Raw genomic sequence first — 13450 nt, 5'->3', positions numbered from 1 at the left:
AGTTCTGATCACAAGAAAAAAACGCTGAAAAACCTCAGCATCAAAAACACGAAAGCCCCGGATAACGGGGCTTTCGCGTTTCTGATCAAATTTTTTGTTTCACCAGATAAAAACCTGGCACGCCCCCTGCAATAGCTCTTACAGGTGATTCGATTCACCACCCGTTTCGGGGACCTTGGTACAGGCAGGCCGGGGATTCCCCTCTTTACACCGGGCGCTCGGCACAACGCGATGCGCCCACCCTTTTGGGATCCTTGGTACAGGCAGGCCGGGGGTTCCCTCTTTACACCGGACCGACGCTGCAAAGCGAAGTCCACCCCGTTTTGGGAACCCTGGTACAGGCAGGCCGGGGATTCCCGCTTTTATTGCTCGCGGAGATGGATCTCCAGCCGCCAGCGGTCATCGACCTTGCTGGCGGCCCAGTCACCCTGCAGCGGCCGCGCCGCCAGCACCGTCAGCAACAACCCGCCATCACTCACTCGCGTCCGCCAGTTCACGTCCTTGCCGTTGAGCTTGAGCTGGCCCTTTTGCGCGCGGCCTTCAGCCTGGAACAGCAGCGCCACGGTGCCATCGATGATCTCACCGTGCAGCTTCGGTTCGTTGTTGAACCAGACCACCAGGCCGTCTTGCGTCACTTCGACCTGCTGCAGCACGCTCGGATCCGGTGTGGTCAGGCGACCGATCATCAACCCGATCATCAAACCGACTATCGCCAGCGAACCGATCACCCGCGGGAATAGTTTCGAACGCGGGTCCGCTTGCGGCGTAGAATGCGCGTCATCTTTACCTTCGGAGCCGTGCATGTTTCACGTCATCCTTTTTCAACCAGAAATTCCGCCGAACACCGGCAACGTTATCAGGCTGTGCGCCAACAGTGGCTGCCACCTGCATTTGATCGAACCACTGGGTTTCGAGATGGACGACAAGCGCTTGCGCCGGGCCGGTCTCGACTACCACGAATATGCCACGCTGCAACGCCATGCCGATCTCGCCAGTTGCCTGGAAAGCCTGGGCAACCCACGCTTATTCGCCTTTACCACCAAGGGCTCGCGGCCGTTTCACGATGCCGCGTTCGTCCCTGGCGATGCGTTCATCTTCGGCCCGGAAAGCCGTGGCCTGCCGCCGGAGGTACTGGACGCCCTGCCGGCAGAACAGCGCCTGCGCTTGCCGATGCGTGAAGGCTGCCGCAGCCTGAACCTGTCCAACACCGTGGCGGTGGCCGTGTACGAAGCGTGGCGGCAGAACGACTTCAAATAACGCCGCATAACAAATGTGGGAGCGGGCTTGCTCGCGAAGGCGGCGTATCAGATGACATTGATGTCGCCTGACACACCGCCTTCGCGAGCAAGCCCGCTCCCACATTGGACTTGCGTCAACGCTCAGATCATTTACTGAACGGTCGGCGTCTCGCCAGCAGCCTGCATGCGCTGCAGCTCTTGCGCGTACAGGGCGTCGAAGTTCACCGGTGCCAGCATCAGGGCCGGGAACGAACCACGGGTCACCAGGCTGTCCAGGGTTTCGCGAGCGTACGGGAACAGGATGTTCGGGCAGAACGCCCCCAGAGTGTGGCTCATCGAAGCCGCGTCCAGGTTCTTGATCAGGAAGATACCGGCCTGTTGCACTTCAGCGATGAAGGCCACTTCGTCGCCGTTTTTCACGGTAACGGACAGGGTCAGCACGACTTCGTAGAAATCGCCTTCCAGTTCTTTCTGGCGGGTGTTCAGATCCAGACCGACGGTCGGGTCCCACTGCTGGCGGAAGATCGCCGGGCTTTTCGGGGCTTCGAAGGACAGGTCGCGAACGTAGATGCGCTGCAAGGAGAATTGCGGTGCGGTTTCTTCTTCGCTGGCTGCAGTGTTCTGTTGGTCAGTCATCTCAGATCCTTTCTGATCTTGGGTCTTTTAGGGATTGCTGTACGTGGGTGCAGCCGTTCAGGCCTTGAGCAGCGCGTCGAGCTTGCCGGCGCGCTCCAGGGCATACAAATCATCACAACCGCCAATGTGCTGGCTGCCGATCCAGATCTGCGGCACGGACGTGCGCCCGGCTTTCTGGGTCATTTCGGCGCGCACCTGCGGCTTGCCATCGACCTTGATCTCTTTGAAGGCCACGCCTTTGTTCTCGAGCAGGTATTTGGCTCGCGAGCAGTAAGGGCAGTAATCGCTGGAGTAGACGATGACTTCGCTCATATCACTTCACCAGTGGCAGGTTGTCGCCTTTCCAGCTGGAGATCCCGCCGGACAGCTTGGCGGCGGTGAAGCCGGATTTCATCAGTTCGCGGGCGTGGGTGCCGGCGGTCTGGCCCAGGGCATCGACCAGAATGATGGTCTTGGCCTTGTGTTTTTCCAGCTCGCCGATGCGCGCAGCCAGTTTGTCCTGGGGAATGTTCACCGCGCCAACGATGTGGCCGGCAGCGAAATCCTTCGTTGGACGGATGTCCACCACCACGCCTGCTTCTTTGTTGACCAGTGCGGTCAGCTCGCCGGTGCTCAGGCTTTTACCCCCGACCTGCATCGTGTGGGCAAGCAACAGAGCCAGCAGTACGACGAAGATACCGACAAGAATGTAGTGGTTAGTGGCAAATTCAATCAGGTGAGCAACCATCGAAGGAGGTTCCAGGGCGTTAAAATGTCGGCCAGTATACACAGCAGCCATGGTGGGCCAAACCCCGTCCGGCGGTGACGCCGCAGGAACTTCGCATTAAACTGCCACTCCCTTTTCCATCGCCCTCTTCTTTATTAGCCACGAGTGGATTCCATGACTACCACGCCTAAACCTTTGGTCCTGATGATTCTCGACGGCTTCGGTCACAGTGACAGCCACGAATCCAATGCCGTGTATGCGGCGAACAAGCCCGTACTCGATCGCCTGTGGGCCAGCGTGCCGAACGGCTTGATCTCGGGCAGCGGCATGGACGTCGGCCTGCCGGACGGCCAGATGGGCAACTCCGAAGTCGGCCACATGAACCTTGGCGCCGGTCGCGTGGTGTATCAGGACTTCACTCGCGTGACCAAAGCGATCCGCGACGGCGAGTTCTTCGAGAACCCGACCATATGCGCCGCTGTGGATAAAGCCGTGGCTGCCGGCAAAGCGGTACATTTCATGGGCCTGCTGTCGGATGGCGGCGTGCACAGCCACCAGGATCACCTGATCGCCATGGCCGAGCTGGCGTTCAAGCGCGGCGCCGAAAAAATCTACCTGCACGCCTTCCTTGACGGCCGCGACACCCCGCCGAAAAGCGCCACTTCGTCGATCGAACTGCTCGATGCGACCTTCCAGGCACTCGGTAAGGGCCGCATCGCCAGCATCGTCGGCCGCTACTACGCGATGGACCGTGACAACCGCTGGGACCGCGTATCCCAGGCCTACAACCTGATCGTCGACGGCAACGCCGAGTTCAACGCCGCGACTGCGCAGGAAGGCCTCGACGCCGCCTACGCCCGTGGCGAGAGCGACGAATTCGTCAAAGCCACCACCATCGGCGAGCCGGTCAAGGTTGAAGACGGCGACGCCGTGGTGTTCATGAACTTCCGCGCCGACCGCGCCCGCGAGCTGACCCGCGCGTTCGTCGAAGACGGTTTCAAGGAGTTCGAGCGTGCGCGCCAGCCAAAACTGGCCGGTTTCGTCATGCTGACCCAATACGCCGCCAGCATCCCGGCGCCATCGGCCTTCGCCGCCGGCAGCCTGGAAAACGTGCTCGGCGACTACCTGGCGAAGAACGGCAAGACTCAGCTGCGCATTGCTGAAACCGAGAAGTACGCCCACGTGACCTTCTTCTTCTCCGGCGGCCGTGAAGAACCGTTCCCGGGCGAAGAGCGCATCCTGATCCCATCGCCAAAAGTCGCCACCTACGACCTGCAACCGGAAATGAGCGCACCGCAAGTCACCGACCGCATCGTCGATGCCATCGAAAACCAGCGCTACGACGTGATCGTGGTCAACTACGCCAACGGCGACATGGTCGGCCACAGCGGCGTGTTCGACGCTGCGGTGAAGGCCGTGGAATGCCTGGACACCTGCGTCGGGCGCATCGTCGAGGCCCTGGAAAAGGTCGGCGGCGAAGCGCTCATCACCGCTGACCACGGCAACGTCGAGCAAATGTCCGACGCCTCCACCGGCCAGGCGCACACCGCGCACACCACCGAGCCGGTGCCGTTCATTTATGTCGGCAAGCGTGACCTCAAGGTCCGTGAAGGCGGCGTACTGGCGGACGTGGCTCCGACCATGCTGATGCTGCTGGGCCTGGAAAAACCGGCGGAAATGACCGGCACCTCGATTCTGGTGTAACCCCCGAATCGCCAAATCACCGCAAAACCCTGTGGGAGCGGGCGTGCTCGCGAATGCGGAGTATCAGCAACGTTGATGTTGACTGACACCCCCGCATTCGCGAGCAAGCCCGCTCCCACATTGGTTTTGCGCTATTTTTATTACCAAATCTGCTCCAGTTATCACACAAGCCCAATTGGGCGTTTTTTTTGCAGCGTCGGGCGGGCATACTAGGCCCGTCCCTTACCCTGGTGCCGCCCGCCTCTATGCTCCGCGTCCTGATCGCCCTCGCTCTGACCTGCCTGCTCCAACCGGCCTTCGCTGACGAGCGCGCGCAAACCCAACAGCAGTTGGATGCCACGCGTCAGGACATTGCCGAGCTGAAAAAGCTGCTGGGCAAGCTGCAGGAAGAAAAGTCCGGCGTGCAGAAAGAGCTCAAGGGCACTGAAACCGAGATGGGCAAGCTCGAGAAGCAGGTCGATGCCCTGCAAAAAGAGCTGAAGAAAAGCGAATCCGAGCTACAGCGGCTCGATGCAGAGAAAAAAAAACTCCAGAGCGCGCGCACTGAACAACAGCGACTGATCGCCATCCAGGCCCGCGCGGCCTACCAGAACGGCCGTCAGGAATACCTCAAGCTGCTGCTCAACCAGCAGAATCCCGAGAAATTCGCCCGCACCCTCACCTATTACGATTACCTGAGCCAGGCCCGCCTGGAGCAGTTGAAGAACTTCAACGAGACCCTGCGCCAACTGGCCAATGTCGAAAAAGACATCGCCATGCAACAAGCGCAATTGCTGGTACAGAAAAGCAGCCTCGACACCCAGCGCGACGAGCTGGAAAAAGTCCGCAAGGAGCGCCAGCAGGTCCTCGCCAAGCTCAACGATGACGTGAAAGCCCGCGACCAGAAACTGGCCGCCCGCGAGCAGGATCAGGCAGACCTGTCTAAAGTCCTTAAAACCATTGAAGAAACCCTGGCCCGCCAGGCCCGTGAGGCAGAAGAAGCGCGGCAGAAAGCGCTGATCGCCCAGCAGGAAGCGGAAAAAAAGCGCTTGCGTGAGGCGCAGGCTGATACCAGCGACGCCCCACGAAAACCGGTCAGATCAACGCCAGGCGCGCTGGTGTCCAGCAGCGGCGAGACCTTTGGTGGCCCTTTTGCTGCAACCCGGGGAAAACTTCCGTGGCCGGTTGATGGTCGACTGCTGGCACGCTTCGGCGAAAGCCGTGGCGACGACGCCCGCACCAAGTGGGATGGCGTGATGATCAGCGCCGCCGCCGGCAGCCAGGTGCATGCCGTACACGGCGGGCGTGTGGTGTTCGCCGACTGGTTGCGCGGTGCCGGGCTGCTGGTGATCCTCGATCACGGCAATGGTTATCTGAGTCTTTACGGTCACAACCAGACGCTGCTCAAGTCGGCCGGTGACGTAGTAAAAGCCGGTGAGTCGATTTCCACTGTGGGTAACAGTGGCGGTCAGGACACACCAGCGCTGTATTTCGCAATTCGTCAGCAGGGTCACCCGAGTGATCCGGCGCAATGGTGTCACGCGCAAGGATAAGCGCGTCGCCTAATTCAGGAGTTCGTTCGACATGCTGCATTTGTCCCGCCTTACCTCGCTGGCCCTGACGATCGCCCTGGTGATCGGCGCGCCTCTGGCGTTCGCTGCTCAACCGGCCCCGGCTGTCGCTCCGGCAGGCACTGCCGCGACCGCCAAGGCACCGCTGCCGCTGGAAGAGTTGCGCACCTTTGCCGAGGTGATGGATCGGATCAAGGCCGCCTATGTCGAGCCGGTGGACGACAAGACCCTGCTGGAAAACGCAATCAAGGGCATGCTCAGCAACCTCGACCCGCACTCCGCGTACCTGGGCCCTGAAGATTTCACCGAGCTGCAGGAAAGCACCAGCGGCGAATTCGGCGGTCTGGGCATTGAAGTCGGTTCCGAAGACGGCTTCATCAAAGTCGTGTCGCCGATCGACGACACGCCTGCATCGAAGGCCGGCATCCAGGCCGGTGACTTCATCGTCAAGATCAACGGCCAACCGACTCGTGGCCAGACCATGACCGAAGCCGTGGACAAGATGCGCGGCAAGATCGGCCAGAAAATCACCCTGACCCTGGTCCGTGACGGCGGAACGCCGTTCGACGTGACCCTGGCTCGCGCCGTGATTCAAGTGAAGAGCGTCAAGGCACAGCTGCTGGAATCGGGCTATGGCTACATCCGCATCACCCAGTTCCAGGTCAAGACCGGCGAAGAAGTCTCCAAGGCCCTGGCCAAGCTGCGCAAGGACAACGGCAAGAAACTCAACGGCATCATTCTCGACCTGCGCAACAACCCGGGCGGGGTGCTGCAAGCGGCGGTGGAAGTGGTCGACCACTTCATCAAGAAAGGCCTGATCGTCTACACCAAAGGCCGGATCGCCAACTCCGAGCTGCGCTTCTCTGCCACCGGCAAGGACGAAAGCGAAGCGGTGCCGATGGTCGTGCTGATCAACGGTGGCAGCGCCTCGGCTTCGGAAATCGTCGCCGGCGCCCTGCAGGATCAGAAACGCGCCGTGGTCATGGGCACCACCAGTTTCGGCAAAGGCTCGGTGCAAACCGTGCTGCCGCTGAACAACGACCGCGCGCTGAAGATCACCACGGCGCTGTATTTCACGCCCAATGGCCGCTCGATCCAGGCCCAGGGCATCGTCCCGGACATCGAAGTGCGCAAGGCCAAGATCACCAACGAGGCGGACGGCGACTACTTCAAGGAAGCCGATCTGCAAGGTCACCTCGGCAACGGCAACGGCGGCGCGGACAAGCCGTCCGGTTCCGGCGCCAAGGCCAAGGCCATGCCGCAGGATGACGATTACCAGCTGGCCCAGGCCCTGAGCCTGCTCAAAGGCCTGAGCATCACCTCCGGCCGTTGAGGATGCCTTTGCGTTGGCTCTTCGTCCTGCTGTGCTGTCTGGCGGGTGCTGCTCATGCAGAACCCGCCGGCTCAACGCCGCACAAAGCCTACCTGACACTGATCATCGATGACCTGGGGCAGAACCTGCCCCGGGATCGCCGCGTGCTGGCCCTGCCCGGCCCGGTGACCACGGCGATCATGCCCGACACCCCGCACGCCACCGAATTCGCCCGCGAGGCTCATCGTGCCAGCAAGATCGTAATCCTGCACATGCCCATGGACCCGGCCACTGGCCCGTACGCCTGGCACCCCGACCTGCCCCTCGAAGAGCTGGAAAAACGCCTCGATGCGGCGTTCAAAAAAGTCCCCTACACCGCCGGCATCAATAACCACATGGGCAGCCGCATGACCGCGCAACCGGTGGCGATGGCCTGGCTGATGGGCGAGTTGCAGCGCCGCCACAAATTCTTCGTCGACAGCCGCACCAGCGCACAAACCGTCGCCGCGCAGCAGGCCCAGAAGATCGATCTGGCGAGTGTCTCGCGGGACGTCTTCCTCGATGACGAGCGCACTGAAGCGGCAATCTACACCCAGTTGCAGACGGCAATCAGCCTGGCGCGCAAGCAAGGTTCGGCAGTGATGATCGGCCACCCGTACCCGCAGACGCTGGCCGTGCTGGAGCGCGAATTGCCGAAGCTCAAGGCCCAGGGCATCGAGTGGATCGACATCAAGCAGATGATCAGCGTGCGCAGCAATCGCGCCATGGCTGGTCATGGAAAAGACGGTGTATATCGGTAATACCGTGTCACGACATTGATTACATAGTTACCGCCAGAAGCCTGACACACATCCGGATAGTAAGACCTGCAACGGGTCGCGACTCCCATGAGTCGCCTTTCACTATCAGGACTGACGATGACTATTCACGACAACGCCGCTAGCCCGACCGGGCAAATGCAGGCCATCAAGCATGATAATTTGCTGATCAACTTCACCACGGAATTTCACCGGATCTGGGACAGCGCCGGCTCACGGGCGAAACCCGCTGCCTTCTGGCGCCCGACCCCAGCACCGGATGTGTTGCCGGGCTATTTTCCGTTGGGCGATGTGATCGCTGCCGGATTCGACAACATCAATCACGCCGGCGCTGTGGCTGTCGTGGTTTGCGAGGCGGAGATCGCCAGCTCGGATCCCGCCAAGGGCAAGGCATTGAGTCGACCGGACGACTTCGAGTTGATCTGGAAAGACACAGGCACAAAATCCAGAAAGGACGGGGCTATCTGGAGACCCATTGCTCCGGAGGGCTACGTGGCTTTGGGTTCTGTCTGCTCCAATGATCACGAAAAACCTTCACTTAACGCCGTTCGCTGCGTCCGCGCCGACCTGGTCATTGCCTCGAACGTCAATGAGCTGATCTGGAACGACAGGGGCAGTGGCGCAAAACAAAGTGTCAGCGTTTGGAGCATCGCGCCTCCGGTGGCTGCGCCCGGTGAAATTCACCTTGCACCCGGTATCGCGATAAGTGAAAACGGCTACGCCACGCCCGAGAATTCTCCAGCCTATTCATTGCGCATGCCGATCCCGCTGGAGATGAACGCCCGCCCAGTGGCGCCAACATTGAGCGGCCCCATACCACCAAGCGAACCGGACACGTCCACCCATACCGCCAAACTGCCTTGGTTCACCATAAAAGACCCGTTGCTCACGCCTCTCGAACAACTACGCTCATCGCCCTTTTATCTTCTGCAAAGAACTGACCGGTATCTGCTTGTCGGCCATCAACATAATCCAGCGTCAGCGAGCAGGACGTTCAGGTGGACGGCGCCACGCGTACAGGCTCCTGCCAGCCTCTTGATTTTCGCTAGAGCGACTTCGGTAGCGTTTGAAGGTCAATGGAAATCCAGCATGCCAACGGCGATGGCATTCTCGGCGCAGCTTGAAGTTGTTTTTACTCAGAGCAAATCCCACTCAAACGAGTGGTTCAATTCCACTCCCATGGAAATTATCGCGTTCGCGCCGAAAAACAGAACGGTGGCGGTCTACCTGATTCAATGTGATTACAGTCTGCTGCGTGCAGATGGCACAACAGTCACCAGCGGTCTCAGCTATACCGATGGCACCAGTCTGCATATCAGTGAGCACACGCCCGAGGAGCCTCAGGTCCTCGCCCCTTCGCTGCAGGCGATGGCAGCGCCACTCACCACGATCGCCAATGAAACGGATGAGCCAGTCACCGCTGCACAACCTGAGCTACAGATAGCAACCGTTACAGATAGCGCGACATGATGTCGTCGACAACGCCGTCCTTGCGCATCTGATCCAGCGCCGCCTGCAACTTGGCGACCACAGCGTCCGGCACGTCTTTGTTCAGGGCCAGGAACAGTTCGGCGCTGTTGAAGCGCAACACGGTCTTGAGACCGGTGACTCCATCCTGCCGCGCCAGATAACGCCCGGCAGGATCGCCAGTGGCCCACAGGTCGATCTGGCCGTTGACCAGTTTTTTCGCGTTGTCCTGATCACGCAGGACAACCAGCGGCTTCAAACCTTGCTTGGCCAGCGTCTCGGCAATCGCATCGCCCTTATAGGCGCCGATCTTGTATTTGCGTGCATCGTTGAGGGTTTCGAGAGTGATCTTGCTGTCGGCCCTGGCCAACATGATCCAGTCGTCGGGACCGATCGGGCCGACCCATTTGAATAGATTCTCGCGATCCGGCAGGCGCGCCATCACGAATGCGCCGTAGCCGGGGTTTTCCAGCGCCAGCTTGTAGACCCGCTCCCATGGAAAACGCAATGTCAGGCTGTAGGTGAGCCCCGCACGCTTGAACATCTCGCGCACGATGTCGGTGGCGATGCCATTGATGTTCTCACCCTTGGCGAAGTTCTTGCCGTCTTTCGCCATGTTGTAGGGCGGGAAGTTTTCGGTGAGGAGCACCAGATCGGTGTCGGGACTGTTTTCGGCCCGCGCTGCGTTGAGCAACAGCAAAGAAGCACTGGCGAGAACAAGAAGCAGGCGTTTGATCATGTCGGGCTACCGGAATCCATGGCGTGCCCAAGAGTGCCTTGGGTACGCCATGCTGTCCACTGGCCTGTACGGATTAGCGCATCACGATGCCGCGTTTGGCCATATACGCTTTCGCTTCCTGCACGGTGTATTCGCCGAAGTGAAAAATACTTGCGGCGAGCACTGCGCTGGCGTGACCTTCGAGGATGCCGTCAGCCAGGTGCTGCAGGTTGCCGACACCGCCAGAAGCGATTACCGGAATGCCCAGCGCATCGCTGATAGCGCGGGTCACACCTAGGTCGAAGCCGTTCTTCATGCCGTCCTGATCCATGCTGGTCAGCAGAATCTCACCGGCTCCCAGGCCCTCCATCTTCTTCGCCCACTCGACCGCATCGAGACCGGTCGGCTTGCGTCCGCCGTGGGTGAAGATTTCCCAACGCGGAGTTTCGCCCGGGCCGGAAACCTTCTTCGCGTCGATAGCGACGACGATGCACTGCGAGCCGAAATGCTGCGCGGCTTCGCCGACAAACTCAGGGTTGAACACTGCGGCGGTGTTGATCGACACCTTGTCCGCACCGGCATTGAGCAGGTTGCGGATGTCCTGCACGGTCCGCACGCCACCGCCGACGGTCAGCGGGATGAACACCTGGCTGGCCATGCGCTCGACGGTATGCAGCGTGGTGTCGCGGCCATCGACGCTGGCAGTGATGTCGAGAAAGGTAATCTCGTCGGCACCCTGCTCGTCATAACGACGGGCGATTTCCACTGGGTCACCGGCGTCGCGGATGTTCTCGAACTTCACACCTTTGACGACCCGGCCGTTGTCCACGTCCAGGCAAGGGATGATGCGTTTGGCCAGCGCCATGGTCAGTCCTCAGCCTTGGTACGAGTCGCAGAAAGCTTGCGCTTCGGCGACGTCGAGAGTGCCTTCGTAGATCGCCCGGCCGGTGATTGCGCCGATGATGCCCGGCGCCTTGGCGTCGAGCAGCGACTTGATGTCACCCAGGTTGTGAATGCCGCCGGACGCGATCACCGGGATCTTCGTGGCAGCGGCCAGGGCTGCGGTGAACGGTACGTTGCAGCCCTGCATCATGCCGTCTTTGGCGATGTCGGTATAAACGATCGAGGACACGCCGTCGGCCTCGAACTGCTTGGCCAGATCAATGACTTGCACGGTGCTGATTTCAGCCCAGCCATCGGTGGCGACAAAACCGTCCTTGGCATCCAGACCGACGATGATCTTGCCCGGGAACGCGCGGCAGGCTTCAGCGACGAAGGCCGGATCTTTAACGGCTTTGGTGCCGATGATCACGTAGCTGACGCCCGCCTTGACGTAGTGTTCGATGGTTTCCAGCGAGCGAATGCCGCCGCCGATCTGGATCGGCAGAGTCGGGTAGCGCTTGGCGATGGCGGTGACCACTTCGCCGTTGACCGGCTGACCTTCGAAAGCGCCGTTCAGATCGACCAGATGCAGACGGCGGCAACCGCCCTCCACCCACTTGGCAGCCATGCTCACCGGGTCATCGGAGAACACTGTGGAATCTTCCATGCGGCCCTGGCGCAGACGTACGCAGGCACCGTCTTTGAGATCGATAGCGGGAATAATCAGCATCTGGCAAACCTTCAAATTTGAATGTTCAGCTTGGCTCGGAAATCAGTTTTTCTCGAGCGCCCACAGGTCGCTTTCGATGCTTTCAAACCGCTCTTTGAGGTGGGTCTGCACATCGAAAATCGCCCTGTTGTAATAGTGCGGAGCAATTTCGCGGGTAAACAGCTCAAGAATTTCCGCCGCCTCGAACGAACCCAGGTCCAGTTCGAAACGGTCTTCCATGAACCGCTGAATCTTGCGATTGGCCTCGTTCTCCTGTTCGGGAGTGAGGGTCAGGATCGGCGGTTTGGACTTCTTGACAGCCATTTACCAGCGACCGTCCCACGCGGCGAAGTTCTGCAGCAATTGCAGGCCATGGGTATGGCTCTTCTCCGGGTGGAACTGCACGGCGAAACGCGAGCCATCGGCCAGCGCCGCAGCGAAATCGACGCCGTAATGACCGCCACCCACCACCTGCCGCGCGTTGGCAGCGGCGATGTAGTAGCTGTGCACAAAGTAGAAACGCGCCATGTCCGGAATGTCATGCCACAGCGGGTGGCTGACCTTCTGCTTCACTTCGTTCCAACCCATGTGCGGGACTTTCAGGTGCTCGCCGTCTTCGTGCAGATCTTTGCCGAAGAACTTCACCGCCCCCGGGAACAGGCCGATGCAATCGACGCCATCGTTCTCTTCACTGGTGTCGAGCAAGGCTTGCATGCCGACACAGATGCCGAGGAACGGACGATCCTGACTGACTTCACGCACCAGCGAATCGAAACCGAGGCGACGGATCTCCGCCATGCAGTCGCGAATTGCGCCAACACCGGGGAATACCACGCGATCGGCTTCGCGGATCACGTCCGCGTCGCTGGTGATCAGCACCTTGCCGGCACCGACGTGCTCCAGAGCCTTGGCCACCGAGTGCAGGTTGCCCATGCCGTAGTCGATAACTGCAACCGTCTGCATTACAGAACGCCTTTGGTCGATGGCATTTGCCCGGCCATGCGCTCATCCAGCTCGACGGCCATGCGCAGGGCGCGGCCGAAAGCCTTGAACACGGTTTCGATCTGGTGGTGCGTGTTGGTGCCACGCAGGTTGTCGATGTGCAGGCTGACCAGTGCGTGGTTGACGAAGCCCTGGAAGAATTCCTGGAACAGGTCAACGTCGAAGCCGCCAACGGTAGCGCGGGTGTAAGGCACGTGCATCTGCAGGCCTGGGCGGCCGGAGAAGTCGATGACCACGCGCGACAGCGCTTCATCGAGCGGCACGTAGGCATGGCCGTAGCGACGGATGCCTTTCTTGTCGCCGATGGCTTTGGCGAAGGCCTGGCCGAGGGTGATACCAACGTCTTCCACGGTATGGTGGTCGTCGATATGCAGATCGCCCTTGCATTCAATATCCAGGTCGATCAACCCGTGACGGGCGATCTGATCCAGCATGTGCTCAAGAAAAGGTACACCGATATCGAATCGGGCCTTTCCGGTGCCATCAAGGTTGATCGAGGCTTTGATCTGGGTTTCCAGAGTGTCGCGCTCGACAGACGCCTTACGTTCGGCCATCACCAGCTCCGCAAAATCATTGGGCGAAAAAGGCAGCCATTATAGGCACGCGGGGCCGAAACAGAAACACGAGACGCAATATGCCTGACGGACAGAAGCCCCGGCTGTCGCGGGTAGACATGTCCATACAAGCCATTACAGGCACCCCAAAAAC

General features: G+C 60.2%; 16 protein-coding genes. 6 read left to right on the top strand and 10 right to left on the bottom strand.

What is annotated here, in order from left to right; all coding sequences use genetic code 11:
- Positions 1-362 precede the first annotated feature (362 nt).
- Positions 363-803 (bottom strand): hypothetical protein, encoded by a 441-nt coding sequence (locus AC0J41_RS28565; protein ID WP_025110923.1) that lies wholly within the window; start codon positions 801-803, stop codon positions 363-365.
- On the opposite strand from AC0J41_RS28565, the gene AC0J41_RS28560 reads away from it, so the two are divergent.
- The gene (locus AC0J41_RS28560) at positions 802-1257 is read left to right on the top strand and encodes a tRNA (cytidine(34)-2'-O)-methyltransferase (RefSeq protein WP_003220777.1); all 456 of its coding nucleotides are present in this window, start codon (positions 802-804) and stop codon (positions 1255-1257) included. The two genes, AC0J41_RS28565 and AC0J41_RS28560, sit on opposite strands and share 2 nt — an antisense overlap.
- A 131-nt stretch (positions 1258-1388) precedes the next feature.
- On the opposite strand, the gene secB is transcribed toward AC0J41_RS28560, so the two are convergent.
- Genes secB through AC0J41_RS28545 form a run of 3 tightly spaced genes read right to left on the bottom strand, consistent with a single transcriptional unit; the run spans position 1389 to position 2601 of the window.
- The gene (secB, locus tag AC0J41_RS28555; protein ID WP_025110924.1) at positions 1389-1874 is read right to left on the bottom strand and encodes a protein-export chaperone SecB; all 486 of its coding nucleotides are present in this window, start codon (positions 1872-1874) and stop codon (positions 1389-1391) included.
- Between the two features lie 57 nt (positions 1875-1931).
- Positions 1932-2186, bottom strand: coding sequence for a glutaredoxin 3 (grxC, locus tag AC0J41_RS28550; protein WP_025110925.1), 255 nt, complete (start codon positions 2184-2186; stop codon positions 1932-1934).
- A gap of 1 nt (position 2187) precedes the next feature.
- The gene (locus tag AC0J41_RS28545; protein WP_473014215.1) at positions 2188-2601 is read right to left on the bottom strand and encodes a rhodanese-like domain-containing protein; all 414 of its coding nucleotides are present in this window, start codon (positions 2599-2601) and stop codon (positions 2188-2190) included.
- A 153-nt stretch (positions 2602-2754) separates the two neighbouring features.
- Here AC0J41_RS28545 and gpmI point away from each other — a divergent pair, with 153 nt between their 5' ends.
- From gpmI to AC0J41_RS28520, 5 genes are all read left to right on the top strand, one after another.
- Entirely contained in the window at positions 2755-4284 is a 1530-nt protein-coding gene (gene gpmI / locus AC0J41_RS28540; protein ID WP_025110927.1) for a 2,3-bisphosphoglycerate-independent phosphoglycerate mutase, read from the top strand.
- A 245-nt stretch (positions 4285-4529) separates the two neighbouring features.
- Complete coding sequence (locus AC0J41_RS28535; protein ID WP_473014214.1) at positions 4530-5816, top strand: murein hydrolase activator EnvC family protein; 1287 nt, start codon at positions 4530-4532, stop codon at positions 5814-5816.
- Between the two features lie 31 nt (positions 5817-5847).
- Positions 5848-7167: a S41 family peptidase gene (locus AC0J41_RS28530; protein WP_025110929.1), complete on the top strand. Its 1320-nt coding sequence runs from the start codon at positions 5848-5850 to the stop codon at positions 7165-7167.
- A 2-nt stretch (positions 7168-7169) separates the two neighbouring features.
- Positions 7170-7946, top strand: a complete 777-nt coding sequence (locus AC0J41_RS28525) for a divergent polysaccharide deacetylase family protein (protein ID WP_473014213.1) — start codon at positions 7170-7172, stop codon at positions 7944-7946.
- A gap of 117 nt (positions 7947-8063) precedes the next feature.
- Complete coding sequence (locus AC0J41_RS28520; protein WP_473014212.1) at positions 8064-9434, top strand: Vps62-related protein; 1371 nt, start codon at positions 8064-8066, stop codon at positions 9432-9434.
- On the opposite strand, the gene AC0J41_RS28515 is transcribed toward AC0J41_RS28520, so the two are convergent.
- The 6 genes from AC0J41_RS28515 to hisB form a co-directional block, all read right to left on the bottom strand.
- Positions 9415-10170, bottom strand: coding sequence for a substrate-binding periplasmic protein (locus AC0J41_RS28515; RefSeq protein ID WP_473014211.1), 756 nt, complete (start codon positions 10168-10170; stop codon positions 9415-9417). The two genes, AC0J41_RS28520 and AC0J41_RS28515, sit on opposite strands and share 20 nt — an antisense overlap.
- Positions 10171-10243: 73 nt before the next feature.
- A complete protein-coding gene (gene hisF, locus AC0J41_RS28510) occupies positions 10244-11014 on the bottom strand; it encodes an imidazole glycerol phosphate synthase subunit HisF (protein ID WP_007909211.1) in 771 nt (256 codons plus the stop codon).
- Positions 11015-11023: 9 nt separating this feature from the next.
- Complete coding sequence (hisA, locus tag AC0J41_RS28505; RefSeq protein WP_003220753.1) at positions 11024-11761, bottom strand: 1-(5-phosphoribosyl)-5-[(5-phosphoribosylamino)methylideneamino]imidazole-4-carboxamide isomerase; 738 nt, start codon at positions 11759-11761, stop codon at positions 11024-11026.
- A gap of 42 nt (positions 11762-11803) precedes the next feature.
- Complete coding sequence (locus AC0J41_RS28500) at positions 11804-12064, bottom strand: DUF2164 domain-containing protein (RefSeq protein ID WP_025110933.1); 261 nt, start codon at positions 12062-12064, stop codon at positions 11804-11806.
- On the bottom strand, positions 12065-12703 hold the full coding sequence (gene hisH, locus AC0J41_RS28495) for an imidazole glycerol phosphate synthase subunit HisH (protein ID WP_025110934.1): 639 nt from the start codon (positions 12701-12703) through the stop codon (positions 12065-12067).
- The gene (hisB, locus tag AC0J41_RS28490; protein WP_007909204.1) at positions 12703-13296 is read right to left on the bottom strand and encodes an imidazoleglycerol-phosphate dehydratase HisB; all 594 of its coding nucleotides are present in this window, start codon (positions 13294-13296) and stop codon (positions 12703-12705) included. Before hisB ends, hisH begins: the two co-directional genes overlap by 1 nt.
- Positions 13297-13450: the final 154 nt, after the last annotated feature.

It is taken from the genome of Pseudomonas sp. Arb-4-2C (genome assembly GCF_055755015.1).
The sequence above is the reverse complement of the archived record's forward strand: the minus strand, read 5'-3'. Positions and strand labels throughout refer to the sequence as shown.